The 26,775-nt window shown below is 55.0% G+C and carries 20 protein-coding genes; 7 read left to right on the forward strand and 13 right to left on the reverse strand.

All coding sequences use genetic code 11. From position 1 onward, the window contains the following. Nucleotides 1-203: transposase (locus E6C51_RS20090; protein WP_407920820.1), on the forward strand; the 203-nt coding region annotated here is incomplete at its 5' end. Between the two features lie 103 nt (nucleotides 204-306). Here the strand turns inward: E6C51_RS20090 and E6C51_RS15185 are convergent. Further along, nucleotides 307-972, reverse strand: a complete 666-nt coding sequence (locus tag E6C51_RS15185; protein ID WP_190236585.1) for a GntR family transcriptional regulator — start codon at nucleotides 970-972, stop codon at nucleotides 307-309. A gap of 294 nt (nucleotides 973-1,266) precedes the next feature. On the opposite strand from E6C51_RS15185, the gene E6C51_RS15190 reads away from it, so the two are divergent. Genes E6C51_RS15190 through E6C51_RS15210 form a run of 5 tightly spaced genes read left to right on the forward strand, consistent with a single transcriptional unit; the run spans nucleotide 1,267 to nucleotide 7,480 of the window. Next, on the forward strand, nucleotides 1,267-2,538 hold the full coding sequence (locus E6C51_RS15190) for an NRAMP family divalent metal transporter (protein WP_190236586.1): 1,272 nt from the start codon (nucleotides 1,267-1,269) through the stop codon (nucleotides 2,536-2,538). A gap of 12 nt (nucleotides 2,539-2,550) precedes the next feature. Next, complete coding sequence (locus E6C51_RS15195; RefSeq protein WP_190236587.1) at nucleotides 2,551-3,315, forward strand: LamB/YcsF family protein; 765 nt, start codon at nucleotides 2,551-2,553, stop codon at nucleotides 3,313-3,315. Between the two features lie 3 nt (nucleotides 3,316-3,318). Beyond that, entirely contained in the window at nucleotides 3,319-4,125 is an 807-nt protein-coding gene (locus E6C51_RS15200; protein ID WP_190236588.1) for a putative hydro-lyase, read from the forward strand. A 7-nt stretch (nucleotides 4,126-4,132) separates the two neighbouring features. Beyond that, complete coding sequence (locus tag E6C51_RS15205; protein ID WP_190236589.1) at nucleotides 4,133-5,728, forward strand: 5-oxoprolinase subunit B/C family protein; 1,596 nt, start codon at nucleotides 4,133-4,135, stop codon at nucleotides 5,726-5,728. A 21-nt stretch (nucleotides 5,729-5,749) separates the two neighbouring features. Further along, complete coding sequence (locus E6C51_RS15210; RefSeq protein WP_190236590.1) at nucleotides 5,750-7,480, forward strand: acetyl/propionyl/methylcrotonyl-CoA carboxylase subunit alpha; 1,731 nt, start codon at nucleotides 5,750-5,752, stop codon at nucleotides 7,478-7,480. 426 nt (nucleotides 7,481-7,906) lie between these two features. Here E6C51_RS15210 and E6C51_RS15215 read toward each other — a convergent pair whose 3' ends face one another. The 5 genes from E6C51_RS15215 to E6C51_RS15235 all read right to left on the reverse strand — a co-directional run bounded on the left by E6C51_RS15215 (nucleotide 7,907) and on the right by E6C51_RS15235 (nucleotide 14,637). Further along, nucleotides 7,907-9,148 (reverse strand): saccharopine dehydrogenase family protein, encoded by a 1,242-nt coding sequence (locus E6C51_RS15215; RefSeq protein ID WP_146935046.1) that lies wholly within the window; start codon nucleotides 9,146-9,148, stop codon nucleotides 7,907-7,909. A 41-nt stretch (nucleotides 9,149-9,189) separates the two neighbouring features. After that, nucleotides 9,190-10,287 carry a carboxynorspermidine decarboxylase gene (gene nspC / locus E6C51_RS15220; protein WP_146935050.1) on the reverse strand — a complete coding sequence of 366 codons (1,098 nt, stop codon included), beginning with the start codon at nucleotides 10,285-10,287 and terminating at the stop codon, nucleotides 9,190-9,192. A 368-nt stretch (nucleotides 10,288-10,655) separates the two neighbouring features. Next, complete coding sequence (locus E6C51_RS15225) at nucleotides 10,656-11,639, reverse strand: SphA family protein (RefSeq protein WP_190236591.1); 984 nt, start codon at nucleotides 11,637-11,639, stop codon at nucleotides 10,656-10,658. 636 nt (nucleotides 11,640-12,275) lie between these two features. Further along, nucleotides 12,276-13,685 carry a vanillate/3-O-methylgallate O-demethylase gene (gene ligM / locus E6C51_RS15230; RefSeq protein ID WP_146935056.1) on the reverse strand — a complete coding sequence of 470 codons (1,410 nt, stop codon included), beginning with the start codon at nucleotides 13,683-13,685 and terminating at the stop codon, nucleotides 12,276-12,278. 217 nt (nucleotides 13,686-13,902) lie between these two features. After that, nucleotides 13,903-14,637 (reverse strand): GntR family transcriptional regulator, encoded by a 735-nt coding sequence (locus tag E6C51_RS15235; protein ID WP_190236592.1) that lies wholly within the window; start codon nucleotides 14,635-14,637, stop codon nucleotides 13,903-13,905. Nucleotides 14,638-15,097: 460 nt separating this feature from the next. On the opposite strand from E6C51_RS15235, the gene E6C51_RS15240 reads away from it, so the two are divergent. Further along, a complete protein-coding gene (locus E6C51_RS15240) occupies nucleotides 15,098-15,997 on the forward strand; it encodes a methylenetetrahydrofolate reductase (protein WP_230987351.1) in 900 nt (299 codons plus the stop codon). A 4-nt stretch (nucleotides 15,998-16,001) separates the two neighbouring features. Here the strand turns inward: E6C51_RS15240 and E6C51_RS15245 are convergent, their stop codons facing one another. From E6C51_RS15245 to E6C51_RS15275, 7 genes are all read right to left on the reverse strand, one after another. After that, nucleotides 16,002-16,796: an ABC transporter permease gene (locus E6C51_RS15245; protein ID WP_190236593.1), complete on the reverse strand. Its 795-nt coding sequence runs from the start codon at nucleotides 16,794-16,796 to the stop codon at nucleotides 16,002-16,004. Then, on the reverse strand, nucleotides 16,793-17,662 hold the full coding sequence (locus E6C51_RS15250) for an ABC transporter permease (RefSeq protein ID WP_190236594.1): 870 nt from the start codon (nucleotides 17,660-17,662) through the stop codon (nucleotides 16,793-16,795). The genes E6C51_RS15245 and E6C51_RS15250 overlap by 4 nt, the downstream gene beginning before the upstream one ends. A 185-nt stretch (nucleotides 17,663-17,847) precedes the next feature. Next, nucleotides 17,848-19,026 carry an ABC transporter substrate-binding protein gene (locus E6C51_RS15255; protein WP_146935070.1) on the reverse strand — a complete coding sequence of 393 codons (1,179 nt, stop codon included), beginning with the start codon at nucleotides 19,024-19,026 and terminating at the stop codon, nucleotides 17,848-17,850. A 35-nt stretch (nucleotides 19,027-19,061) separates the two neighbouring features. Further along, nucleotides 19,062-20,120: an ABC transporter ATP-binding protein gene (locus tag E6C51_RS15260; RefSeq protein WP_190236595.1), complete on the reverse strand. Its 1,059-nt coding sequence runs from the start codon at nucleotides 20,118-20,120 to the stop codon at nucleotides 19,062-19,064. Nucleotide 20,121: 1 nt separating this feature from the next. Then, nucleotides 20,122-22,185, reverse strand: coding sequence for a hydantoinase/oxoprolinase family protein (locus E6C51_RS15265; protein WP_190236596.1), 2,064 nt, complete (start codon nucleotides 22,183-22,185; stop codon nucleotides 20,122-20,124). Then, entirely contained in the window at nucleotides 22,182-23,873 is a 1,692-nt protein-coding gene (locus E6C51_RS15270; RefSeq protein ID WP_190236597.1) for a hydantoinase B/oxoprolinase family protein, read from the reverse strand. Before E6C51_RS15270 ends, E6C51_RS15265 begins: the two co-directional genes overlap by 4 nt. A 142-nt stretch (nucleotides 23,874-24,015) precedes the next feature. After that, nucleotides 24,016-26,655 (reverse strand): LuxR C-terminal-related transcriptional regulator, encoded by a 2,640-nt coding sequence (locus E6C51_RS15275; protein WP_230987353.1) that lies wholly within the window; start codon nucleotides 26,653-26,655, stop codon nucleotides 24,016-24,018. Between the last annotated feature and the right edge of the window lie 120 nt (nucleotides 26,656-26,775).

Raw genomic sequence — 26,775 nt, forward strand, 5'->3', positions numbered from 1 at the left:
TGCACTGGGTTCTTGATACCGTCTTTGCCGAAGATGCGGGGCGCTCACGAAAGAACAATGCGCCCCAAAACCTTGCCATCATGCGACGGCTCGCACTCAACATTGCCACCATGCATCCAGAAAGGGTTCCCATGCGACGAAAACTCAAAAAGGCCGCATGGAACGAGAAATACCTACTCGAGCTCATTCACCATATGCGATAGGCCTGCCCACAAGGGGGAGATGTCCGGCAGGACAGAGGGGGGTGAGCTACACGGTAAAACCTATGCGTCGTGTACTGTGGATTCCAATTTTTGGCACGATGCTCTAGCGTGCAGGCTCAACAGTGCGCGCAAATGCGGCCAAAACGGTACGCTCAGACAACATCAGGTAGGCCTCCAGTGCCGAGGCCGCTTCCGCCGGTTTTCCTTCCAAAAGAAGCGCCAAAATCGCTGCATTCTGATCCACGTAAGGCACATGCAGCAATTCCGGATCATCCAGAAGCCCAAAACTCAGCCGAAGTTCAGCAGCAACGCGCGCATAAAATTCGCTAAGGCGCACGCTGTCGGCGAGATCAACAATGGCAGCATGAAAGACCATGTTGGCGCTGCCAATGCCCATCCAGTCCTGGTTGCTGCGACACTCCTTCGCCACATCTACCGCCTCGCACATACGCGCAACCGCCGGGTGATTGGGATAGGATTGGGAAAGCGCCTTGCACTCGACCAATCGACGCACGCGATAAATATCGATAATCGAGGCCATGCTGGGTGTGGCAACAAACACACCGCGATTAGGCTCATGGCGCAACAAACCATCCTTGGTCAGCAAGCGAAAGGCTTCGCGCAACGAATTGCGCGACACATCAAGCCGGGCGCTGAGCGCTTCTTCAGACAGTCTTTGGCCGGGACGCAATTCGCCCGCAATCAGCTTGTTGCGAATACGCTGCGCCAATCTCTCGGCGAGCGTGAGGCTTGCTATATCCTGCGTCATGCATGTCCCTTCTGCCAAAATCTCTCTCAAGAGTCCGGCTGATCTCCCATAGGCCGACTATTACCAGACCGGTGAGTGCTGGCAAGCAACAGCCGTTTCAAGGCTCGATATTGCACCAATAGCGGGCAGTTTTCGCTTAAAATTTGAGCAAATCGCCCATCGAATATACACAATACGGCAGAATTGCGGAAATATTGTTGAACAATATTGACCATTTTGTAAAACATGGCAGATTAATTCGATGAATCATTCGCAGAGGGGCGAATGAACAAGACTGCTCACCGGAGATCTTCCATGGAACAGAGCTCATTGCCTGCAAGCGGCCCACAGAAGGCAGCAAGCGGCGGATTGATACACACCGCAAAATCGCGCCGCGCATCGCTGGTTGCCGCTATCTTTCTCATGGCCACATCGGCCATTGGTCCGGGGTTTATCACCCAGACGGCCACATTCACCTCTAAAATGGGAGCCGCTTTTGCCTTTGGCATTCTGGCCTCGATTCTGATTGATTTTGTGGTGCAGCTGAATATCTGGCGCATCGTCACCTTGACCCGCATGCGCGCTTCCGACATTGCCAATGCCGCCATTCCCGGCTCTGGCTATGTTCTTGCGGTGCTCGTCATCATCGGCGGGCTGTTTTTCAACATCGGCAATATTGGCGGCACGGGCCTTGGACTGAATGCGCTGTTCGGCCTTGATGTCAAATGGGGCGGTGCCATCAGCGCGCTGATTTCCATCGGCATTTTCCTATCAAAGCGCGCAGGTGTCGCTGTCGACCGCTTCATAGTCGGTGCAGGCATCATGATGATCGCGCTGACGGTTTATGTCGCTTACGCCTCCAATCCACCGCTGGGTGAGGCACTGCGCCAGACAATTTTGCCAGACACGATCAGCTTTGCCACCATTACCACCATTGTTGGCGGCACTGTGGGTGGTTACATCACCTATTCGGGCGCGCACCGACTGCTGGATCGCGGCATGGTCGGCATTGAAAACCTGCCAGCCGTCAATCGCGCCGCCCTCACCGGCATCGCTGCCACGGGCATTATGCGCTATGTGCTGTTTCTTGCCATTCTCGGCGTTGTTGCCAGCGGCGTTGTCATCGACGTATCCGGCAAGGCTGCCAATCCCGCAGCGCAGGCTTTTCAGGCGGCCGCGGGTTCGGTGGGCCTTCGCCTGTTTGGTCTGATTTTCTGGGCAGCCGCCGTCACCAGCGTCATTGGTGCCGCTTACACGTCGGTGTCCTTCCTCACCGTGTTCAAACGAGACATGAGCGAACACGCCCGCAACATTGCAACAGTGATCTTCATTGCCTTTTCGCTGCTGTGCTTTGTGTTGATGACCACCACGCCTGCCGCCATGCTGGTGTTTGTCGGTGGCCTGAACGGCTTGATCCTGCCAATTGGCCTGAGCATTTTCATCTATGCCGGGTGGGCACGCTCTGATCTGATGGGTGGTTATCGCTATCCGCGCTCCCTGTTGATTTTGGGTGCGCTGACCTGTGCATTGACATGGTATATGGCCGCCAATTCTGTTGGCCCTATCTTTGCGCTTTTGAGCAAATAAGGAGGAAATCCCATGGCATCGATTGATCTGAACAGCGACCTCGGCGAAAGTTTTGGCGCGTGGAGCATGGGCGATGATAGCGCCATGCTGTCCATAGTCTCCAGCGCCAATATTGCCTGCGGCTTTCATGCCGGTGATCCGTCCGGTATTTTCAAAACCGTGAAGGCGGCTGCCGAGAACAATGTCTCCATCGGTGCCCATGTCTCCTACCCTGATCGCGTCGGCTTTGGCCGCCGCGACATGGACGTGACCTATGATGAACTGGTGGCCGATGTGATCTACCAGATCGGTGCGCTCAAGGGCATTGCAGCGGCGGCTGGGACCACCGTGCGCTACGTCAAACCCCATGGCGCGCTCTATAACCGCATTGCCAATGACGCCAAGCAGGGCCAAGCCGTGATTGACGCCATCAAGGCGATTGATTCCTCGCTGGTGTTGATGGGCCTTGCCAATGCCCCCATTCTGGAACTGGCGCAAAAATCCGGTCTTGCCACCGTGGCAGAAGCCTTTGCCGATCGCGCCTATACGCCGCAAGGCCAGCTTGTGTCCCGCCGCGAGGCTGGGGCCGTGCTGCATGATGCCGATGAGATTGCCCGCCGCATGGTGCAGCTTGCCACCCAAGGCACGCTGCAAGCCATTGACGGCAGCGTGATCAAAATTGCGGCGCAATCCATCTGCGTCCATGGCGATAGCCCGGGCGCTGTTGCCATTGCCCGCGAGATTGCAGCTCAGTTCAAGGCGAGTGGCATCGCTGTTGAACCCTTTGCAAAGGCTTGACCGATGATTGCTCTGGACCATCTCCGCCACGTGAACGTGGAACCCGCCCGCCTTGCCCGCGAAAGCTATCGGGCCGGTAAGATTGAGCCAACCTCCGGCATTGCCCCCGGCTTTACCCAGGCCAATATGATTGTGCTGCCGCGTGATTGGGCTTTTGATTTTCTGCTCTATGCCCAGCGCAATCCAAAAGCCTGCCCGGTGCTGGATGTGTCTGATCCCGGTTCGCACAGCACGATTTTGGCGGCAGGTGCCGATCTTCGCAAAGATATTCCACTTTACCGCATCTGGCGCGATGGCAAGTTGGCTGAAGAAACCGCTGATGCCACCGCAGCATGGGCGGAACATCCTGATCTGGTTAGCTTTTTGATTGGCTGTAGCTTTACCTTTGAGACGCCGATGGTGGAGGCTGGCATCGAAATCCGCCACATGACGGATAAGTGCAATGTGCCAATGTATCTCACCAACCAGCCCTGCCGCCCCGCAGGTCGCCTGCATGGCAATATGGTTGTGTCCATGCGACCGATTCCGGCCAATCGCGTTGCTGATGCCGCGATGATTTCCGGTCGTTTTCCGTCTGTGCATGGATCACCCGTGCATGTGGGTGCACCGGAGCTGATTGGCATTGCAGACATCTCCAAACCCGACTTTGGCGATGCGGTGCGGATTGAGCCCGGTGAAGTGCCGGTGTTCTGGGCCTGCGGTGTCACGCCACAAGCGGCAGTGATGGCCTCCGGTGTGCCTTTCGCCATCACCCATGCGCCGGGCCACATGTTCATCACGGATATTCCCGATTCCGCCTATCACGCCTGAGGTGTCCATGCGTTTTCTCCCCGTCAGCCTCACAACTCTCCTGATTGAGCTGGCCAATCTTGACGAAACCTTGGCGCTGTTTGCCTCGCTGCAAGCCAATCCCGTGGCGGGCATTCTGGACATGGTCCCTGCTGCCCGCACTTTGATGATCCGCTATCAGCAAGAAATTATCAGCGCGGAAGCTTTGGCAAGCGAGATCAGCACCCGTGATCTCTCCGCCAAGCTGAAGCCATCTGAGCATTTGGTCGACATCCCCGTCACCTATGACGGCGAAGATCTAAGTGATGTGGCCGAACTGACGGGTTTAAGTATCGAAGAGGTGATCCGCCGCCATACCGAGAGCACCTTTACCGTTGCTTTCTGCGGCTTTGCCCCCGGCTTTGGCTATCTCGTGGGTGGCGACCCTGCTTTGCATGTGCCACGCCGCAAAAGCCCGCGCACCCGCATTCCTGCCGGTGCCGTGGCACTGGCGGGCAATTTCAGCGGTGTTTATCCGCAAGCAAGCCCCGGCGGCTGGCAGATTATTGGCGTGACGCCTTTGAAAATGTGGGACTTGAGCCGCGATCCGCCAGCGCTATTTCAACCTGGACATCGGGTGCGGTTTAGCGATATGGCGAAATCAGCCAAGGTTTATGACCTTCCCACCGAGACCAGCGCCATAAGCGCCGCAACAGCAGTGGATGCGCCGCATTTTAAAGTGTTGGCAGCCCCTATGCCAGCGGTGTTTCAGGATTTGGGGCGTTTTGGCCAAACAGGTCAAGGCGTATCCGCCTCCGGTGCGCTGGATCAATCGGCCTTGAAATCTGCCAACCGTGTGGTTGGCAATCCGGTGGGTAACGCCTGTCTTGAGATCACGCTTGGAGGCTTCTCGTTTGAGAGTGCCGCGCGGGCGGTGATTGCCTTCACGGGCGCACCCTGCCCTATCTCTATTCGTGATAGCAAAGGCCGCGTGCTGGAAGCGTCACCCTATCAACCGCTTGCCTTGGAAGCAGGCGATGTTGTCACCCTTGGCCAGCCCACGGCTGGAATGCGCAGCTATCTGGCGGTACGCGGTGGTTTTAAAGTGAAACCCGTACTGGGCAGTGCTGCCACCGATACACTCGCCGTTGTTGGGCCTGATCCTGTCACTGTTGGAACAGTTTTAGCGTTGGCAGAACACACGACCAACCTCACCAGCGTCTCACTCACCGAAGCCCCCGCCTTTGCCTTCCCCACAGCGGGCGATGTAGTGACACTGGACGTGGTTCTCGGCCCCCGCACCGACTGGTTTACCGAAAACGGCCTGAGCACCCTCACCGACCAGCTTTGGCAGGTGACGCCCCAATCCAGCCGCGTGGGTATCCGCCTCTCTGGTGATGTGGCGCTGGAGCGGTTTGATAGCAAGGAACTGCCCAGCGAAGGCACGGCCACGGGAGCCATTCAGGTGCCCCATAGCGGCCAGCCGGTGCTGTTTTTGGCCGATCATCCGCTCACGGGCGGCTATCCGGTGATTGGCGCGGTTGCCGAATATCATCTCGATCTGGCCGGACAAATCCCGATCAATGCCAAAATCCGTTTTCGGCCCATCGCGCCCTTTGGCGAGATTGCCCCGAACAAGCCATAAAAAGACAGAGAGGAACACGCCATGAAGAAAATTCTGATTGCCAACCGGGGCGAGATTGCCGTTCGCATTATCCGCGCCTGTCGCGATTATGGCCTGCAATCGGTTGCCGTCTATGCCGATCCCGATATGGACGCGCTGTTTGTGACGCTGGCCGATGAGGCCTATGGCCTTGATGGCGTGCGTCCGGCAGAAACCTATCTGGATATTGATAAGCTGATCACTATCGCCAAGCGCTCTGGTGCCGATGCCGTTCACCCCGGCTATGGCTTTTTGTCGGAACGGGCCGAATTTGCCCGCGCTGTGATCGATGCCGGCCTCATCTGGATTGGCCCCTATCCAGAGGTGATCGAGGTCTTGGGCGATAAGGTTGCTGCCCGCCGTTTGGCGCTCAAGGTTGGCGCACCCTTGGCCGCTGGCAGCGACGGCCCTGTGGAAACAGCCGCTGAAGTGATTGAGTTTGCCAAACAGCATGGCCTTCCCGTTGCCATCAAGGCCGCCCATGGCGGCGGCGGACGCGGCATCAAGGTGGTGCGCCATATGGAAGAGATTTCCGAGTCGTACGATTCGGCGGTGCGCGAAGCGGTTGCCGCCTTTGGCCGTGGCGAATGTTTTCTGGAGCGCTTTTTGGATCGCCCCCGCCATATTGAAGCACAGATTCTGGCCGATAAGCACGGCACGGTGCTGGTGCTGGGTACCCGCGATTGCTCTTTGCAACGTCGAAATCAAAAGCTTGTGGAAGAAGCCCCGGCCCCGTTTTTGAGCGACGCACAGCGCCAATCCATCCACGACTCTGCCAAAGCAATTTGCGCCGCCGCTGGCTATAGCGGTGCTGGCACGGTGGAGTTTCTGCTCGGCGTGGACGGCACAATCTCCTTCCTCGAAGTCAACACCCGGCTTCAGGTCGAACACCCCGTGACGGAAGAAACCACCGGGATTGATCTGGTGATCGAGCAATTCCGCATTGCCGAAGGCCTACCGCTGCGTATCACCGAAACACCCATTCCACGCGGCCATTCCATCGAATTTCGCATCAATGCGGAAGATCCCGGTCGCGGATTTCTGCCCACGCCCGGCACCATCACCCGGTTTGAGGCACCTTCTGGCCCGGGCGTGCGGCTCGATAGCGGCGTGGTAAGCGGCTCCACCATTCCCGGTGTTTACGATTCGCTGATGGCGAAATTGATTGTCACAGGGCCAACCCGTGAGGATGCCTTGAAGCGGGCGCGTCGGGCGTTAAAGGAATTCAACATTGAGGGCGTGGCAACTGTGCTGCCCTTCCACCGCGCCGCCATGGAGGCCAGTGATTTCATTGGTGATCAGGGTTTCAACGTTCATACTCGTTGGATCGAAACTGACTTTGCCGAGATGCCGCAAGCCGAGCAACGGCCAGAGCCAGCCCATGATTCATCGCTGATCCGCACCCATGTAGAAATCGACGGCAAGCGCCATGCGCTTGGTATTCCGGCGCAATTGCTGGCGGGGCTTGGTGGTCTTGGCGGGGGTTCTGTGCCTGCCGCCAATGGTGTAAATCCCGTGGAAAAGGGAGCCGTCACCGCTCCGATCTCCGGCACTGTGCAATCGTTCAAGGTCGAGAATGGAGCAACTGTTGCTGAGGGCGATTTGCTGACAGTGATGGAAGCCATGAAGATGGAAACCCAGATCATCGCGTCATCGGCAGGCACCGTGCGGCTTGTGGCGGCTGAGGGTGACTATGTGAGTGCTGGCAGCACGTTGTTGGTGATTGAGGGGTAAGTCCATTCAGGCTTGCTTGAAGGAACTGAAACAAACGTTTTGATGTGTCGCTTGCCCCCTCATCCCCCTGCCGGGGACTTCTCCCCGCTGGGGAGAAGAGGTGCGAAGCAACCTTTCGCTCAACTTCAAACGAAGGCTCAGACCTATCCGCTTTGTCTCTTCTCCCCATCGGGGAGAAGGTGGCGGCAGCCGGATGAGGGGGTGGCGAAGCCCCTAAAGGCTTGTTACACGCTCCGCGCACATGGCTTTAAAATGCGCATCAAAGCATTGATGTTATTTACGAATTTTGCGTGATTAGATGCTTGGCACAAGGCCAAGCATGACGTCGAGAGTGAGCGCGAAGATTTTGCACTCCCGCAAGCCACCTCGCATCATCAAATACAATTGAAAACGCCGGACGCATCACACGCCCGGCGCTTCTATATCTTACGAGAAGTCCAAAGCGCGGTCGCCGTCCTCGTCTTTGATCCGTGTTGGCAGGCCGATATGGTTGAGAATGTTAAGGAACGGCCGTGGTGGCAGTTCTTCGACGTTCGCCATTTTCTTCACATCCCACTCGCCGGTTGCCACCAGCATGGCAGCAGCCACGGGCGGCACACCTGCGGTGTAGGAAATACCCTGTGAGCCCACTTCGTTATAGGCTTCCTTGTGGTCGGCCACGTTGTAGATGAAAACGGTCTTTTCCTTGCCGTCCTTCAGACCCTTCACGTAGTCACCAATGCAGGTCTTGCCTTCATAGTCTGGTGCCAGCGATGACGGATCAGGCAGGCAAGCCTTGACCACCTTCAGCGGCACAACTTCAGAGCCGTCCGCCAGTTTCACCGGCTGTTCCGACAGAAGACCAATGCTCTTCAGCACGGTAAAGACGTTGATATAGTGATCGCCAAAGCCCATCCAGAAGCGCACATCGGCACCGTCCATGTTCTTGGCCAGCGAATGCACTTCATCATGGCCGCAGAGATAGGCGCGGCGCGTGCCAACCACCGGCAGGTCGTAATCCTTGCCGATTTCGAACATCTTGTTGACCTGCCATTGGCCCTTCTGCCACGAATAGACAACGCCCGTGAATTCGCGGAAGTTGATTTCGGGGTCGAAATTGGTGGCAAAATACTTGCCATGGCTGCCAGCGTTGATGTCAACGATGTCAACATCAGTCACCTTGTCGAGGTACTCGTCCTTGGCCAGCTTGGCATAGGCATTGACCACGCCCGGATCGAAGCCAGCGCCGAGAATGGCGGTGATGCCCTTCTCTTCGCATTCAGCCGCCCGCTTCCACTCATAGTTGCCGTACCATGGTGGGGTTTCGCAGATCTTGTTGGGCTCTTCGTGAATGGCGGTGTCGATGTAGGCTACGCCGGTATCCATGCAGGCACGCAGCACAGACATGTTGAGGAAGGCTGTACCAACGTTGATGACGATTTGCGAGCCGGTCTTCTGAATCAGAGCCTTGGTGGCTTCGATGTCAAGCGCATCCAGCGCGTGGCCTTCAAGCACACCCGGCTGTTTCATCGCCTTCTTTTCATGCACGCTGGCAATGATGGAGTCACACTTGGCCTTGGTGCGCGATGCAATATTGATGTCACCGAGGACATCATTATTCTGAGCGCATTTATGCGCAACAACCTGGGCGACGCCGCCCGCGCCAATGATGAGAACATTCTTCTTCATAATGCCTGCTGATCTCCTTGCGTTAAACCTGGGTCAGAACCTTAAGAAAGGTTCTGTTCAAAATCGGAATAGTCGAATTCGCGAACGGTACGGATGCTGCCATCCAGTTCCTTGATGGCAATGCTTGGCATTTTCACGCCGTTGAACCAGTTTTTCTTCACCATCGTATAGCCCGCAGCATCCTGAACAGAAATGCGATCGCCAATCTTCAACGGCTGCGGAAACTGAAACTCACCAAACACATCGCCTGCGAGGCATGATTTACCACAAATCATATAGGAATGCGGCCCCTCATTCGGCGCAATCTTGGCCTTTTCACGATAGATCAACAGATCCAGCATATGGGCTTCAATCGAGCTATCAACAATGGCCAGATCCTTGCCATTATAGAGCGTATCCAGCACGGTGACTTCCAGCGTGGTGCTCTTGGTAATCGAAGCTTCGCCCGGCTCGAGATAGACCTGCACACCATAATCGCCCGAGAATTTCTTCAAGCGTTCGGCAAAGCGCTCAATCGGATAATTCTCGCCGGTGAAATGAATACCGCCGCCAAGGCTGACCCATTCGGCCCGTTTGAGTAGCGGCCCAAAGCGGCTTTCAATCTCGCCCAGCATTTTGTCAAACAGATCAAAATCGCTGTTTTCGCAATTGTTATGGATCATGAACCCGCTGATGCGGTCCATCACCGGCTCAACCTTGCGCAAATCCCATTCACCCAGACGGCTGAACGGACGGGCCGGATCGGCCAGATCAAAGCTCGACGAGCTGACCTGCGGGTTCAGACGCAAACCGCGCGTAATGCCCGACGCCTTATCAGCAAAGCGTTCCAGCTGGCCAATGGAATTGAAAATGATCTTGTCGGCGTGAGAGACAACCTCGTCAATCTCGTTATCGCCATAGGCCACGCTATAAGCATGGGTTTCCTTGCCGAATTTTTCACGGCCAAGGCGCACTTCGTAGAGCGAGGAGGACGTGGTGCCATCCATATACTCGCGCATCAGATCAAATACCGACCATGTGGCAAAGCATTTGAGCGCCAACAGTGCCTTGGCACCAGACTTTTCACGCAAAAATGCAATCTTCTCCATGTTTTGAAGCAGCTTGCTCTTGTCGATCAGGTAATAAGGTGTCTGGATCAATGTTTGTCACGCCTTTTCCAAGAAATTCACCGAGCGTCCTTAAGAAATTTGACCTTATAAGGCAAGCGGCTCCCTCGTTTTCAAGGAGAAATGCGACAAGGGTATGAAAACATCGGGCGATAGCAACCCCGTCTATCAACAATGCCCGACCGATCCGGCGCGCGTGAACGAAAACGCCCTGTCCTTTTTCAGAAAAGCGATTTCAGCGCCTCTCACCATATGGCGCACAAAGGATGCCGTAACGCTTTAAATCTGCCGCATAATTTTCTCTTTAAATCGATCCCGATTGAAGGAATCATGCAATATGAAAAACAGAGGAAGAGACCGCCGGAATCCAGCATCCGGCAGGCTCATCTGCTCTGCAACTATTACCAGAGCTTTTTGACAAAGCTCACTTGCAGTGCATCCCCCTCAAAGGCATTTCGGCTATCAATATCGCGCAAATATTTGAATGTCAGACCGGCACCGACCTCTGGAAAATCGATGGCCAGAACCGGGCCAAGCCGCAAGGAATAAAGCCTTTGACCATTTGTAGCAGGCATGGCGGGCGTACCCCGGTCATCCGTCACCTGCTGGCGCACATTGCCGGCAAGGCCGAATTGATAGCGACTGTAGCGCTCTGTCACCGCAAAATCTGCCGAGATGTAATCCCCATCGCGATATGTGAAACCGCCTGTTGAGTCATCCCGGTTGAAGGGATGGTTATAGGAAATTTTGGTCGAAAATTCAGTCGCATCCAACAGAATCGGTTTGGTGCGATAGGTAAATGCGATGTTGGGCGACAATGTCCAGGTGTTGAAACCCAGATTGGAGACCACATTGGTCTTTTCAAATTGCCCCATGGGAATACCAATCCCAAGTCCCATGGCAAAACTGAAGCCCGTTGGCAGGCCCGGCTCGCCGGAGGCATTTTGGGGCTCGGATTGTCCAGCAACGGGCTTGTCATACCAACTTTTCGACCAGATAAACATATCGGAATAGGCATCAAAAAAACCTTGGTGTTTGCCGGTCAGATTGACGGGGAGCGTCTTGGTCACCACAAGCCGGTGATCGCCCGCCGACATCACGAATGACGATGCGAGGCGACCGCCTAAAAACGTGCCGGGATACACATAAAGACCACCAAAATTCACAAGCCCGACCTTGTTGAAGGTATCGGGAAACTGGTTATTGCCATTGTTGTCTGTAAATATGTTTTGCCAGACACCAACACCACCACCCAGCAGATAAAACCCCGGCTCCGGCGGCAGTTCTGCTGCCCTGATATCGCTTGTGCCACCGGGCAAGGTCGTCTGACCAAATTCAGCAGCATTGGACACACTGGACATCAATGTCAAAGCCAGTCCGGTCACAAGCAAACCCAAACCTGACCTTACGTTAAAATCAAAACACTCCATATCATCCTCCCAAATGATGGTTGATTTCGATTGATCGACGCAAACCTCCTGATCCGCCTGCTGCTGCACAATTCCTTACATCGGGATCGATTTAAGAAGAAAATTATGCTGCAAATTGAAAGCGTTACAGTGCCCTTTGTGCGCCATAAATGGCGCATGGGGCTATAGGTGCGCGCATACCCGTGGCCTTCTTCACTCCCTCCTCCAAGAGAACTGAAGAAATCCATTGCAAAGGCTAATATATGTATACATTTGCAATAAAAATAGTGTGTATCACAAACTATTTAAAAGGGAAAGAGACTAAACATTCGCTCTTTTCGTTGATTCGTGAGAAAAATGTACTCTGTGTGATTTTCAACACGCGAGATTATGTATACATAGAACTGCTAAAATACTTCACTGCTCATGACAACGCCGTGCGTTTTATAAAACGCACGGCGGTACAACACTTTTCCTTTTGAAGATTACCTGTAGTGGCGCTTAACAGGCCAACACAATTTGAGCCAGATAAGGCGAAAAACAATTGCCAATGAAGTCGGCAAGGACAAAATCCCCCTGCACATCATCCTGCGCAGAGGGATTTTTCATCAATTACAGGGCGCGCTTGGTGCGCCAGCTTTCAGCGTAGTTCTCACGGGCTTCGGCAGCATAGGGCGTTGCTGCCACGCGCACCCGAATCTGCGCCTGCTTGTGCGGCTCAACCGAGGTCTTGGCCGAACCGCCATTGGGCTCGCCCCACACCAACGTCAGGATATCGCCTTCCTGCACATCGACATCCACAACACCAAGCGACAAGATGCAACGCTCATTAAAGCTATAGCCCGTGAACATCGACATGCCCACCTGCTTGCCATCGCGCAAGATCAGGTCTGCGCCGGAAGAGGCATAATTGGCGACCGGAAAATCAATCCATTTATAATTTTCGCCGCCGGGCTCGAAAGCAGACGCGATGACACGCATCACATCCTCGGCGTTCCACTCAAAGGTGACTTTCTTGCGCTTCACATTGTCTTTGATCTTCTCAAGGGCTTCACGACCAACAAAATCATGATCAAACTTGACGTATACACCATAGCCCAGCTCATAAGGATTCACGTAATAATCCTCAATATTGCTGGAGACCAGACTTCCGCCAATCGAGCCGACAGCTTCATAGGCATCGGCAGGAAGCCAATCACGATAGGCCTGCAATTCCTCTCCAGTGTAAATGCCCGGAAGCGGCGACGGAATCCAGCCTGATTCCAATGTATTGGTCGAGTAAGCGCGGCTGCCAACCGGGTGAAGATCAACGCCAACATCAACAGCCGCCTGCATGATGGTTTCGCGGATATAATCCTTGTCTTCGTAAGGCCCCCAGATTTCCAGACCCGGCGCGCCAGCCATACCATGGCGCAAAGCCTGCACTTTTTTGTTGCCGACATTGATCCAATCAACATGGAAGAATTTGATATCCGGCACAGGGCCGCCGTTGATTTTTTCGAAAATCTTCGGCGCATCCGGTCCCTGAATTTGGAAACGATAGTGCACGCGCGTGACCAGCTTGCCTTCCGGGCGCGATGGCGAGCGCGGATCATGGGTCAGCTTGACATTATACTTGCCCAAAGAGCCATTGTATTTCAGCCAATTGGCCGTTGGTGCGCGACCAACCAGCACAAATTTGTCTTCGCGCTCGCGAAAGATGATCATATCACCGATCACGTTGCCAGCAGGCGTCACCGGCACATAGTGCTTGGCGCGGTTGGTGCCAAAATTGGCAAAGCTGTTGATGGCAAGGCTTTGCAAGAAAGCCTCAGCATCCGGCCCTTCCACGATCAGCTCATCCATATGGTGCGACTGATCGAACAGCACCGCAGAATTGCGCCATGCCGCCTGCTCGGAGCGCCAATTGGTAAATTCGGACGCCACAACCGGATAAACATAGATGCCGGTTTTGGAGTTTCGCAACATGTCAACAGCGTTGCCAGCCTTGGCAATGGCGCTGGTGAGGTTAGCCTTGGTCATTGAATTTCCTCCCTGAAAATCCTGAGGGCTGCATCAAAACGAACAGCAAGGCGGGTATCTCCTACTCTCAAATACCCACTGCATGTATACATGAAATGCCCATTCATTTAAAATTTGCAAGTCAAAATTTCGACAGCGCCCTGTTTTTAGCGCGACAAAAATTAAAAAAAGCGGCCTGAGCCGCTTTAAATTTCGAAAAAATGGCGAAATCGACGGGCTAGCCCCGAATAAGGGCCAAAGCTTTCACCTGCTCCAAAAGGCTCGGATCTTCATTCAAGATGTATTCAAGATTATGTCGAGCAGTGCGGGCGTGCTCTCGCGCAATGGCCTCGGCACGCGCGCCTTCACGAAGCTCAACAGCGCTGACCATGGCTTTGTGCTGCTCCTGCCCTGTCCACAGCGAGCGACGAAAAACGGTGATATTCATGCGCCCAGGCAAAAAGGCAGACGGCGATGCAAATGGCAGGGCGCTGACGCGCTCAACCTCGCGGCGCACGATTTCACTGCCCGAAAGCTCTGCCATTTGCTGGTGAAACAGCCGATTGAGATCAGAATAGGCATCGAAATCCACCTCATCAAACTGCGACCCAAAACAGGCATCCAGCTGTTCAAGCGTATGCTTGATCGCCGCCATGGCCTCTGGTTTCGCGCCGCGCTCTGCCGCAAGGCGCGCCGCCATCCCCTCAACAACGCCGCGCAACTCAATCGAATCCACCACATCATTGAAGCGAAAACGCCGCACGATAAAGCCACCGTTTGGTAGGCGATCCAGCAACCCCTCTTCGACCAGGCGCGACATGGCCTCGCGCACCGGCGTGCGGGAAATCTGCAAAAGCTCCGCAAGCGGCACTTCGAACAGCCGCATTCCACCTTGCAATTCGCCGCTTAGAATCTTCTCCCGCAACTCAATCACAGCCCGGCGACCATGCGTTGCAGCTTCCGTTTGCTTCATCAACCATTCTCCAAACAGACAGGGGGCGCATTGCAACCAAAACTGTTACAGACGCAAATTCAGGAAAACAAGCATACATTTTAGCATCCCCTTACACCAGAGATGGCGATAACGTCGCCTATTGGCACCGACTGTGTACACAAAAAACATTTGCAGCCGCACCCCTTCGGCCGAGTGCAAAATGCTGCACATTGCGGAGCAGCAATTGACGCTTTAAGACGCGCAAACAATGCCAATCCTGCTACACCTGCGCGATCAGCTTCAGTGACATGACCATAATCCGTGCAGACAACACACACCCCAAAGCACCAGACATGCGCTTCAGGTTAACAATGAATACATTCACAACACAACATCGGTCAAAATATCTTGAAACAATCGCAATTTCGCCGATTTCAAATTTGATTGTTGTTTGCGCGTTAAAAAATGTATACATATCTGCGCAGGAGGACGGGAGGATATGATGGAACAGCCAATTTTCTCGCGAATATCAAAACCTGAGGGCAATCGTGAGGGGCACGATAGCCTGATCTCTGGCTGGTCGATTGAGGTCATGCCCCGAACCGCCGCCAAGATTGACAGTTTCCGCGATCTTTTGCCTCCGAATACCCGGGTCTACATTGCGCATCTGGACGGCACGCCCCTTGAGGATATGGTGGCGACTGCAAAGCGGCTGAACAAGGAAGGATTTGCAGTAATGCCGCATATTCCGGCCCGCAGCCTTGAAAGCCGCGACATGCTGGAAGACCTGCTCAACCGTTACCGAAGCGAAGCCGATGTGCGTCAGGCCTTGTTGCTGGCGGGCGGCAATGCCAAGCCGCGCGGCAGTTTAACCAGTTCGATCGATCTGATTGAAACCGGTCTGTTTGATAAAATGGGGTTTACCAACCTGCATATCGCAGGCCACCCGGAGGGCAGCAAGGATATCGACCCCGACAGTTCAACCACCGAGGTGGATAAGGCCCTGCTGTGGAAATGTGATTTTGCCAATCGGACCGATGCGAAAATGGCGATTACCACGCAATTTGCCTTTGATGCCAAATGCATCATCGACTGGGCAGAGCGCATTGAAGCCCTGGGCGTACATCTGCCCATTCACGTCGGCATTGCTGGCCCTGCCAAGCTGCAAACATTGATTAAATATGCCATTGCCTGCGGCGTTGGTCCCTCGCTGAAAGTGCTGCAAAAGCGCGCGCTTGATTTTCGAAAATTGCTCACACCCTATGAGCCAACGGAGATCGTCAGCCAGCTTGTGGCTTACAAGGCCAAGACCCCTCACAGCATTATCAGCAAAATCCACATGTTTCCGCTGGGTGGCATTGAGCCCGCCAGTCGCTGGGCGGGCCAATATGCGGGCTGAAACTCTATGCCGCCCGCTTTCCACCTGCGGCGGCGACAATGATCGCCACAAGAAAGACCGAGACGATGAAGATGCTGCCGGACATGGCATAAATAACCGGTGATGCGCCGCCATTCATTTTGCCAAAAAGCACGACAGGCAGCGTGTTTTGCCGCCCGGCCAGATAAAATGCGCGGGTAAACTCATTCAGCGACAGCAGAAATGAAAAGATGAAGGCGCTGATTAAGCCCGGACGGATCAAGGGCAAGGTCACATCGCGAAACTGCCGCCATTTGCTCGCCCCCAGATCTGCCGCCGCCATCAGATAAGCCGGGCGCACCGCAGAAAAACTGGTCAGAATGACAATGAAGGCAAAGGGCATGGCCCATAGCAAATGCCCCGCCACGATTGTCATGGCCGAAGCTTTAATCCCCATATGGCTGAACACTGTGGATAGCGCCAGCCCCTGAATGACGCCGGGCACAAACATCGGCAGGATCACGGTCATAAACCAGGTTGCGCGGGTTTTGTGCAGCTCGAAATAGGCAAGCGCAGCCAGAAGAGACAGCGATGTCGCCAATGACGCCGTGGCGATGGCAACCAGAAGCGATTCCTGCAAGGCGGAAATCAAGGCACGATCAGCGGGCAAGGCTTCATACCATTTCAACGTCATATCGCTCAAATTCGGCAGACCCGGCTGAAGTGCCGGATTGAAGGATGCGCCGAGCAGATAGAGCGGCGGGGCATAAATAACGATCAGCCCCAGAACGGTCAGCGACCAGATCAAGACGCGGTTTGAATGTCCTTCCAAGCTGCTCATGCTGAACGATCCTCAAAAAGCGACGCAAGACCAAATAGCTTGTTACCAACCAGTACCATGCCGAAAATAACCGCCAGCATCACCGCCGAGATGGCAAAGGCCATCGGATAATTGGCCACCCGCATCACATCATTGATCATGATGGTCACCACAGAGACGCCTGCGCCGCCAAGCATTTGCACTTCCGTGGATGAGCCGGCCACCATGACAAAAACAAACAGAAAACCTGCAAACAGGCCAGAGCGCGTCAAAGGCAAAAGGATGGTGATCAAGATGTGCCAAAAGCCCGCGCCGAGATCCTGCGCTGCCGCCAGAATGGTGCGATCCACCCGTCGCATAGCCAGCAGCAGCGGAAAGGTGGCAAAGGGCAGATAAGAAGCCACCAGACCAACGATCACCGCAAAATTGCTGAACAAAAACCAGTCCACCGGGGCATGGGTGATGCCCATGGTTTGCAGCCAGGTGTTGATCACCCCGGTGCGGCCCAGAACCAGCCGCCAGGAAAAGGCGCGGATCAAATAGGAGGTGAAAAAGGGAATGGTCATCAGCGCCAGCAAAATAATGCCGCCCCGGCGTCCCGCCAGAAACTGCACGGCATAGGCGGCTGGATAGGCCAGCAACAGACATATGCCCGCCGTCAGCAACGCTTTGGCCAAGGTGGAGACAATCACCGTCCAGCGCCCGTCTTTCAAAATACCAGCATAGCCGGCAAGGCTGAAATCAGGCTTGATCCAATAGGTGGACGGGTCCCAGGACCAGAAGCTCCACACCAAAATCACCATCAGCGGCAAAATGCCAAGCAGAATGATAATTGAGAGTGGCGGCAGCAAAAGCTTTATTCCAGCCCCGCGAAATTCGCGCTTCATACCAATTTTCCTTTGCAGCGCCGATGTTCCCTTTTAAAGTTTGTCAGGGAAAAGTGGAATCCGGTTTTCCCGAATAGACAAACGAAAACAAGAGAATTTAGAGTCTGTCTGGTTCCATTTGAACCTGACAGACTCTAAAGGCATTGCGCGACGCAGAGCAGCGCAACGCTTGAAACAGGTGCCTATCAGGCGTTACGCAGCTTCTGCCACCATTCTTCATAGAGCTGGAAGTTGTCGGGCCGCGCATTTTGCCAAAAGACCTTACCGGCAAATTTGGCCTTCACATGGTCGGCAAGTGCTGCCACGGCATCCGGCTTATATTCATCGGGATGGGCTTTGGCGTAAGCGAGGTTATTGTCTGTTGGAACCAGATAACCGCGCGCCTGCCCCAACTCGCAGCCATAAAAGCCGCCCAGCAGACCATTGACAAATTGATGGGCAATGTCTGTGACGCCGCGTTCGCCCGCGCCTTTGAGCAGCACAGTGTTGTTGGCCCAGCCTTCATATCCCTCGACCGGCGCGGCATAATCGACCTTCAAACCGCGCTTGCGACCTTCATACACAATCGGCTCCCAGCCGGTCATGGCGTCAACTTCTTCATTGGCCACCAATTGCACGCCCTGCTCCCAGCCATTCCAGAAGGTTCTGAACTGGCCATCCTTTTTGTGCTTGATCAGGAATTCCATCACTAGACCAAGCTCGGATTCACTCAGATTGCCTGGGTCCTTGATTGGCTTGTTTTCGGCCTCTTTCAGATAAATCGCGGCAAAAATCGCGCTATTGATCCAGGCATCTTCCATGGCCACGCGGCCTTTGAGCTTGGGATCAAAAATCACGCCATAGCTATCCACCTTGCCCAGCTTGTCGGGTCGATAAATGATCGAGTCGGCATTGACCACCGTTGGAATGCCATATTGCTTGCCATCCTGCTTCAGATAAGGAATGTCGCGCGCCCATTGCCAAAGGCTATCGTAATTGGCGATCTTGCTGACATCCCAAGGAATAATCACGCCCTGGCGGGCCAATTCCTTTTCGGCACCGCCCTGAAAGCCACCAATGTCGAAAAGATCATTGGCGTTGCCAGCCGCAAGACGTGCAATAACCGGCCCAAGGTCATTGCCATTGTCGGTGAACTCGGGTGCCACGCCTGTCTGCTTGGTAAATTCGGCCCACTTGGCACCAATATCCAGCGTGCCCGTTCCCCAAAAGGCAATGGTCTTTGGATCGGCAGCAGATGCACCTTTTAGAAAGCCGAGGCTGCCCGCAGCAGCCGCCAAAGAGCCAACGCCTGCCATTTTCAAAAGTCCGCGACGCTGAAGATTGCTCCAGCCTGCCGAAGATCCGTTCTGTATGCGTCCTGTCATTATCTTCCCCTTTTTTTATAGACTTAACTCGTTCTTTAAGCTGCCGTCAGCAAAGCGGCCTTTGGCTTCAGTGTCACAACCACATTCTCGCCCACATTCAGCAATGGCCCTCCCGCATCCAGCGCCATCACCAAAGTTTGCCCGTCAGCAAAGGCCAGTTTCACATCCCGATAGAGGCCGCGAAACATGGTCTCGACCACTTTCAGCCGCAGCCGATCGCCATCCGTATCGCCTTCACCCAAAACAATACGGTCAGATCGAATTACCACGAGGCTTGTTGCGGAATCATGAAGCGCGCCTTGCACGGGTACACGCTGGCCGCAGATAACAGCCACAACACCGCCGCCAACCTCTTCCAACCGTTCAGGCTTAACCTGATTTTCCATACCGACAAACCGCGCCACAAAGGCGTTGGCAGGCGATTGAAAAAACTGCTCCGGTCGGTCCAATTGTTCGATTTTGCCTTTGTGCATAATCGCCATGCGGTCAGACAGACTTAAAGCTTCATCCTGATTGTGGGTGACGAGAACAAAGGTCGCGCCGGTGCGCTTGTGCAAGCGGCCAAATTCATCGCGCATCTGCTGACGCAGGCGTTCATCCAGTCCGGTGAGCGGCTCATCCAGCAGAAGAATGCCAGGCTCCATCACCAGCGCGCGGGCCAAGGCGACCCGTTGCCGCTGACCGCCTGACAATAAATTCACGTTGCGCTCCTCAAACCCGCTTAATTCCACCAGTTCGAGAATATTCCCGACTTTCCTGGCACGCTCCCCGCCCGACAGGCCACGCAATCTTAAGCCGTATTCGATGTTTTGCGCAACCGTCATATGGGGAAACAGCCCCAAGGACTGGAAGACTGTATTAACGGGACGTTTATTGGCCGAGATATCAACCACATCGCGCCCATCAAACAGGATTTCTCCCGAACTTGGGCGCTCAAAGCCACCAATCATTTTCAAAAGCGTGCTTTTGCCACTGCCTGACGAACCAAGGAGCGTAAAAAACTCACCAGCCCTGATCTCAAGCGATAGGTCGTCCACCGCTCGAACAGGCCCGTAGGCGCGCGTGACATTGTTGATCCCGATTGATATAGCCATATCAGATTGCCAGCGCCTCCTGCTCTCGAATAACCAGTATGCCTGTATCCGTCACGGTCACGGTCTGCCCAGAAAGAACCAGAGTTGTCGCGGTTGTTTCTTCAATCAACAGAGGCCCAGCCATAGTTTCGTTGAGCGGCAATTTTGCCCGATCATACACAGAACATGACTGCCATCCACCATGATGACCAAAATAAACAGATCTCTCACCCGTTCTTGACGCGGCTTCGCTCAAACCCTCCGCCTTTATCTTGGAAAGAGAAATTGTTTTGCCCTTTAGCACGGCTTCAAGATGCAGCGTGGTCAATTCGATTTCAGCATTCGCCAAACGGAAAGAATAGGCCCGCTCATGCACATCGTGGAAACTCTGGCGGAAGTCTTCAATGGTAAAGCCATCGGCAAATTGGGCAAAAACCCCGTGCTCCTGGCCTTTGTAACGCGCTTCGATCTGGTAATTGAAGCGAATATCGGCATTTGAGCCCGCTGCGAAATAAGCGATAGCCTCTTGTTCCATCTGTGCAAATCGCGCTTTGGCCTTTAAGAGCGCATCGCCTTGCAATTGCGAAAACCATGTTTCGCGAAAATCCGCACGCGGCTCTGCCGCCAACATGCCCCAGGCTGAAAAAATTCCCGGATGGGGAGGAACAATGATTGATTTGGCCTGAAGCTCGCGACCCAGACTGCTGGCCATGGCAGGACCGGCCCCACCGCTGATCAGCAGGGAAACATCCCGCGGATCATGACCGCGCTGCACCGTCACCAGCTTCAATGCATTGATCATGGTGGCGTGCGCTATATCAACAATGGCCTGCGCTGCATCTTCAATCGACAGGTTCAAAGGCTTGGCAATCGTCGCAATTGCGGCTGCGGCCTTATCCTTTTGCAGCACCATCGTGCCACCCGCAAAGGTTGCGGGGTCAAAAATGCCAAGGGTCAGCAGAGCATCCGACAAGGTCGGCTTTGTACCACCGCGACCATAACAGGCAGGCCCCGGATTGGACCCCGCACTTTCCGGCCCGACCCGCAACGCGCCGCGCTCGTCCAGCCAGGCAATGGAGCCGCCGCCTGCGCCAATTTCGACAATATCGACCACCGGAACCTGCACCGGATAGCCGGGTTCGATGCGCGTGTGTTCCAGCTTGTACTCGGCATTCAATGTCGGTCTGTTGCCATGGATAAGCGAACATTTTGCGGTGGTGCCGCCAACGTCGAGAGACAGAATTTCACTTTCGCCCAGTTCCGCACCAATGCGGGCAGCACCGGCCACGCCGCCAGCAGGTCCGGACTCGACCATTGTGAGCGGGCTTTTCGTCACATGATCAAAGGAGGAAATACCGCCATTGGACTGCATGGCATAATAGGGGCAGGTCAGATTGCGCCGGGTCAGCGAATCCTCCAGCCGCTCGAAATAATGCTGGATAATCGGCTGCACATAGGCATTCAGAACGGTGGTATTGCTGCGCTCATATTCGCGCCACTGACGCGACACCTGATGGCTGGTGCAAATGGTGGCAAATGGCAGCGCATCGGCCAAAATATCGGCGCAGGTTGCCTCATGCTCTGGATTGGCATAGCTGTGCAGAAACAGAATGGCGATGGCATCGACATCTTCCGCCTCAAGGGCGCGGATGATCGGGCGCAAATCGCATAATTCCAGCGGCTGCACCACACGCCCGGATGCATCCACCCGTTCACGCACCTCAAAACGCAAATGGCGCGGCACAAAAGGCTCAGGGCTGTGGAATTGAAGATTATAGAGATCAGGGCGATTGCCGCGACCAATCTCCAGCACATCGCGAAAACCGGCAGTGGTGATCAGCGCCGTCTTCGCCCCCTTGCGCTCGGTAATGGCATTGATAACGGTTGTGCCGCCATGAGCAAAGAACGTCACGTCACGAACCCGCAAACCGTCCTTCTTCTCGCTCATGTCAATGGCAGAAAGAACACCCTCGGACTGATCATCAACCGTGGTCAGGCTTTTGGCGGTAAACACCTCTCCGGTGCGCTCGTCGTAACCCACGAGGTCTGTAAAGGTACCGCCGACATCTGTTGCCAAACGAATCATTGCGCATTCCTCCCTTTAAAACCGTAGAGCGCGCAAGCGATGTCCTCGCTCACAAACCCGTTTTTAATATCCGCAGCAACCAATTCCGGTTCGCGCTCCATAGGATCGCCCCAGCCCCCGCCACCGCCGGTGATGATCCGCACCACATCACCTTCATTGAGCGAGATATGGGCAGAGCGCCCGTGATGATGGGTTTCGCCATCAGCCGCCACAACCTGAAGGCCATTGGCCGACCCATTCTGCCCATCCTCCATGCCCCAAGGCATGGTTTTGGTGCGACCAAAGCTGCAATAAGCCGAGGTCTTGCCAGACAGTATCTGATACTCACGGACAATGCCGTAACCGCCACGGCGACGACCGGCACCCACCCCGCCTTCCGTGTTGAAGCCGTAGCGCTTGACCAACAGCGGAAAGCGCGCCTCCATCACTTCAACCGAATAATTATAGGTATCGCCATCGGTGAGTGCGATCAGCGCGTTGGCACCATCGCGATCGTGGCTGGCACCCCAGCCACCGTGTTGCGGCTCGATATGAATAAAGGGCGCACCACTCTGGTCTTCACCGGCAATATAGACCACGCAAAGGCTGGAGTAGGAGCCTGCCGAAAAACGCTCCGGCACCAGCGGTGCAAGCGCCTTCCAAACCAGTTCAGAGGCATGGACAGAACCCTCATAATACCAGCCCGTTGGTGCTGGCTTTTCCGCCGTAAACACTGTTCCTGCCGGTGCCACAACGGTCAGCGGGCGAAACCAGCCCTCGTTAGAAGGTGTTTGCGGCCCAACAAGCGCTTTCAATATGGTCCGCACCGCTGATTCCAGCGCACCACGGGCGCAATTGATCGGCCCGGCCACGGCGGGCGGGCATCCGGTAAAATCGGCCGTGATGGTGTCTCCGGCAATGGTCACGGCAACCTGCACGGAAATCGGCGCATCTGACACCCCATCACCATCAATCGTGTCGGTGGCATGATAGGTACCATCTGGCAAGGCTGCGATGGCGGCACGGCTCATGCGTTCGCTGACGCTCAAAAGATGCTCGAAACTGGCAAAGACGGTGGAAAATCCGTATTTCTGCGCCATTTCGCCAACGCGGCGGGCCGCCACCCGCACCGTGGCAATCTGCGCCGTCAAATCGCCCATTGCCACATCCGGCATACGAACATTTTCCAAAATAACGTGCAGAATGTCATCGGCCAGCACATCATTGCGTACGATCTTCACGCCCGGCAGCCGCAGCCCCTCTTGAAACACAGAGGTGGCATTGGGGGCAAGACTGCCCGGCACAGAGCCACCCACATCCAGATAATGGGCAACATTGATGGCATAGGCCAGAATTTGCCCATCCACAAAGATCGGTTTGACGATGGCAAAGTCACAGGCGTGGGTGCCACCTGCATAGGGGTCGTTGGTCAGAAGCACATCGCCATCGGCAAGCTTATCGGCAAAACGGGCAATCAGCGACTTCACCTGGCGGCCAAATGTGCCGGTAAACAGGGTGATACCATTCATCTGGGCCACGAGTTCGCCGTCGGCGGTCAAAAGGCCACAAGCAAAGTCAAGAACCTCATAAATGACCGGGCTCATGCTGGTGCGCGCCATGACGATGCCCATCTCGTCGACGATTGCGATCAGCTTTCCCTCGATGATCTCCTGTGTCACCGGGTCAAAATGGCGTTCACCCATCTGCATGATATTCTCATCCCAATTCAATCATTGGGAGCAGAGTAACGCCAAACCAACCTCACACAAGCCTGCCATATGGGTAGGGTCGCGCACCACACCCTACCCATATGGGTGGTTGCAAGGGCAACAGCGCCGCCACATCCTTTGGTTACACCAAAATCCCAAGGCTGCGCGCGGCGGTCACGGCAGCAGTGCGCGTGGTGACGTTAAGCTTGGTGAAAATATTCCTGAGGTGAAATTTAATGGTATTGTCGCTCAAAGACAATTTTCGGCCAATTTCCTTGTTGCTGAAACCTTCGCTCAAAAGCTGCATCACCGCTAGCTCGCGTTCAGTCAAGGCATCCAGCGCACCGGCAGGTGTCGGCTGCGGTGCGGCATCCGGCAGGGCCTGCGCGGTTTCAGAAGAGCTCAACATAGCCTGAAGACGCGACCGCAGCACCGGTGAAAACCCGCTTGAGCTGGCGCATTCCAGCAAGAGGCTGATCAGGGGCGCACCTTCAACCAAAACCAGAGAACGATAGTCCTCCAGCGGGAAATTCAACAAAAGATCCGCCAGCCGCACACTGAGCATAGACCGATTGCCTTCAGTTCCCAGCAAGAGAATATCGATCAAGGCAAGCTCGATCGCCCTGACCACATGTGGCTTTTTCGTCTGCTGCGCCAACAGCCACTCAAACGTCACCCGCGCTTGAGCTATATCACCGGATGCAAGATAAATCCGTGTCCAGAGCAAAGCCGGCGTGGTTCCACGCAAATGCGTGGCAAGGTCATTATCGGCCTCAGACCGGATCGTCGCCTTGCCAAACCCATTGGCCTCCGCATAGCGAATGGCCTGATCCACATCTCCGCTTTGCACCAAGAGCAAGGCGCGCTCCCCATCAATCAGGCGCATCAGCCGGTCAAAACCCCGGCGCTTGGCCACAGGGCGGGCGCGGTCCATAAGTCCATGGCTGGCCATTGCATTTCCGGTCAGCCTGGAGAGAATCTGTTGGCCCATAAAGCCCGCCGCCAGCACATCAAACCACGCATCGTGACGCTCCAGATGCGGCAATGCCCAGCGCAAAATATCGTTGGCACCGTCAAAATCGCCGCGGACTGCCAAGAGTTCGGCTTTCAGCACCTGCCCAAGGGCATCCAGATCGCTGCCTTTGCCAATGTTGGTTTGCACCTCATCAATAATGGTGTTGTAATATTCCAGTGCTCCGGCACAATCGCCGCCCATATAGGCGGCCTGTCCAATGTGTGCGTAGAGGTGAACGGCCCCGAAATCGGCTCCGGCATCTCGAAAAACACGAATGGCAACATGACCGTAGTGCAGCGCCCGATCCAGCTCGCTACGCTGCAAATAATTGTAGCACAGCATGTTCAGGCCCAAAGCGCGATAGACCAATTCGCTATTGGCTGGATTGGCGAGATCGCTCTCAAGCCCGACCAAATCTTCTGATGACACCTGTTCATCAAAATAAAGCCCCATCAGCGCCCGCACCACCCGCAAATCGCACAGGTAGCGCTCCAATGATCTGCTGGCACCGCGCTCGGCAATTTCCATATAGTGATTGGCGGCATCGAGCTGCCCAGCCTTTGCACTCACCACCGCCAGACCAAGAGTGGTCAAGGGAAAGCGGGCCAGATCAATCAGTGCAACATTGCTCAAAATCGCGTTGAACAGATTGGTCTCACCGCGACTGCTGACATAAACGCGCCGCCATCCGCCAGACATTTCCACAATATCCGCGGCCAGATTGGCATTTCCACTCATCAGCGCATGGCGCACCGCTGCATCCAGATCGCCCTGGGCCTGAAACCAATGCGCTGCCTTTTCCAACAGGGGCGCAGTCAGCAAGCCGCGCCTTGATGCCTCATCCTTGAGAAAGTCATTAAAGACAGGATGATAGCGCACCCAGCCAAATTTTCCGCCCAAAATTGCGATCGGCAGAGCATATTCATTCAGGCGGCCAATGACGCTTGCGAAATCCTCACTCTGAAAGACCGTTTCCAGCAGACTTCGGCAAACGGCGGGAAACGGCGACGTCTTGATCAGAAAATCCTGAATCTCGGCAGGCAGATTGCTGAAAACCTGCTCCGACAGATAGGTTCCCATCTCAACGCTGCTGCCGCCGAAGGATGATAGCAGCGCGCTGCTATCTTTATTTTCAGCGACCAGAAGGCGCACCATTTGCAGGGCCACCACCCAGCCTTCAGTGCGTTTGTTTAGTTCCACCAACTGCTCGCGCGTCAGGCCAGCGGTCTGCTCCGCAAACAATTCGGCGGTTTCACACTCGGAAAATCCGAGATCGGCAATATTGATCTGCTTCAACTCGCCCCGCAGACGCAGCGCCGAAACCGGAAACCGCGGCGGTGTGCGTGAAATCAGCACCAGTTTCACATGATCGAGGGTGCGATCAACCACAAGACGGGCAACAATGGCCTCCGTCTCATCGGTCTGGGCAAAATGATAATCATCCAGAAACAAAACCACGGGCGACGATGTTTTTCGCAACCGTGTGGCCAGCATGGCCAGCAGAGAGGCCGCCGCCATAGCCCCATCGGCACTCGGCGCATCATCCGATAAGGTCGCGCTGGCAGCATCCAAAAGCATACGCAGAAAAACAATGGGATCACCATGCTCCTGATCGAGCGGCAACCAGGCAACACGAAACCCCTCTTTCCGCAGCGATGAAAACCATTGTGAGGCAAGCGACGTTTTGCCATAGCCTGCGGGCGCGATAATGGTTGTGACGCGCTTCACCCCCGCACTCTGTAACTGCGCCAAAATTGCATGTCGCATAACGGCATGCTGCGTACTCACAGGCGGTAAAAAACGGGTCTCGATCGTCATGAAGGGAAAATGCGCCGTCGTTTTGACTTTAGCAAGCTAGAACACTGTTTCATTGAGATTTTTGACAGA

This window comes from Gillisella terrae, assembly GCF_004801395.1.
GTDB lineage: Bacteria > Pseudomonadota > Alphaproteobacteria > Rhizobiales > Rhizobiaceae > Allorhizobium > Allorhizobium terrae.

What these genes read in the sequence shown, in the direction of transcription:
- E6C51_RS15260 (WP_190236595.1), bottom strand. Translation starts at nt 20,120, where the DNA reads ATGGCTATATCAATCGGGATCAACAATGTCACGCGCGCCTACGGGCCT.
- E6C51_RS15185 (WP_190236585.1), bottom strand. Translation starts at nt 972, where the DNA reads ATGACGCAGGATATAGCAAGCCTCACGCTCGCCGAGAGATTGGCGCAG.
- E6C51_RS15245 (WP_190236593.1), bottom strand. Translation starts at nt 16,796, where the DNA reads ATGAGCAGCTTGGAAGGACATTCAAACCGCGTCTTGATCTGGTCGCTG.
- ligM (WP_146935056.1), bottom strand. Translation starts at nt 13,685, where the DNA reads ATGACCAAGGCTAACCTCACCAGCGCCATTGCCAAGGCTGGCAACGCT.
- E6C51_RS15265 (WP_190236596.1), bottom strand. Translation starts at nt 22,185, where the DNA reads ATGATTCGTTTGGCAACAGATGTCGGCGGTACCTTTACAGACCTCGTG.
- E6C51_RS15215 (WP_146935046.1), bottom strand. Translation starts at nt 9,148, where the DNA reads ATGAAGAAGAATGTTCTCATCATTGGCGCGGGCGGCGTCGCCCAGGTT.
- E6C51_RS15190 (WP_190236586.1), top strand. Translation starts at nt 1,267, where the DNA reads ATGGAACAGAGCTCATTGCCTGCAAGCGGCCCACAGAAGGCAGCAAGC.
- E6C51_RS15255 (WP_146935070.1), bottom strand. Translation starts at nt 19,026, where the DNA reads ATGACAGGACGCATACAGAACGGATCTTCGGCAGGCTGGAGCAATCTT.
- E6C51_RS15195 (WP_190236587.1), top strand. Translation starts at nt 2,551, where the DNA reads ATGGCATCGATTGATCTGAACAGCGACCTCGGCGAAAGTTTTGGCGCG.
- E6C51_RS15270 (WP_190236597.1), bottom strand. Translation starts at nt 23,873, where the DNA reads ATGCAGATGGGTGAACGCCATTTTGACCCGGTGACACAGGAGATCATC.
- E6C51_RS15240 (WP_230987351.1), top strand. Translation starts at nt 15,098, where the DNA reads ATGATGGAACAGCCAATTTTCTCGCGAATATCAAAACCTGAGGGCAAT.
- E6C51_RS15250 (WP_190236594.1), bottom strand. Translation starts at nt 17,662, where the DNA reads ATGAAGCGCGAATTTCGCGGGGCTGGAATAAAGCTTTTGCTGCCGCCA.
- E6C51_RS15275 (WP_230987353.1), bottom strand. Translation starts at nt 26,655, where the DNA reads ATGCGACATGCAATTTTGGCGCAGTTACAGAGTGCGGGGGTGAAGCGC.
- E6C51_RS15235 (WP_190236592.1), bottom strand. Translation starts at nt 14,637, where the DNA reads ATGAAGCAAACGGAAGCTGCAACGCATGGTCGCCGGGCTGTGATTGAG.
- E6C51_RS15200 (WP_190236588.1), top strand. Translation starts at nt 3,319, where the DNA reads ATGATTGCTCTGGACCATCTCCGCCACGTGAACGTGGAACCCGCCCGC.
- E6C51_RS15205 (WP_190236589.1), top strand. Translation starts at nt 4,133, where the DNA reads ATGCGTTTTCTCCCCGTCAGCCTCACAACTCTCCTGATTGAGCTGGCC.
- E6C51_RS15210 (WP_190236590.1), top strand. Translation starts at nt 5,750, where the DNA reads ATGAAGAAAATTCTGATTGCCAACCGGGGCGAGATTGCCGTTCGCATT.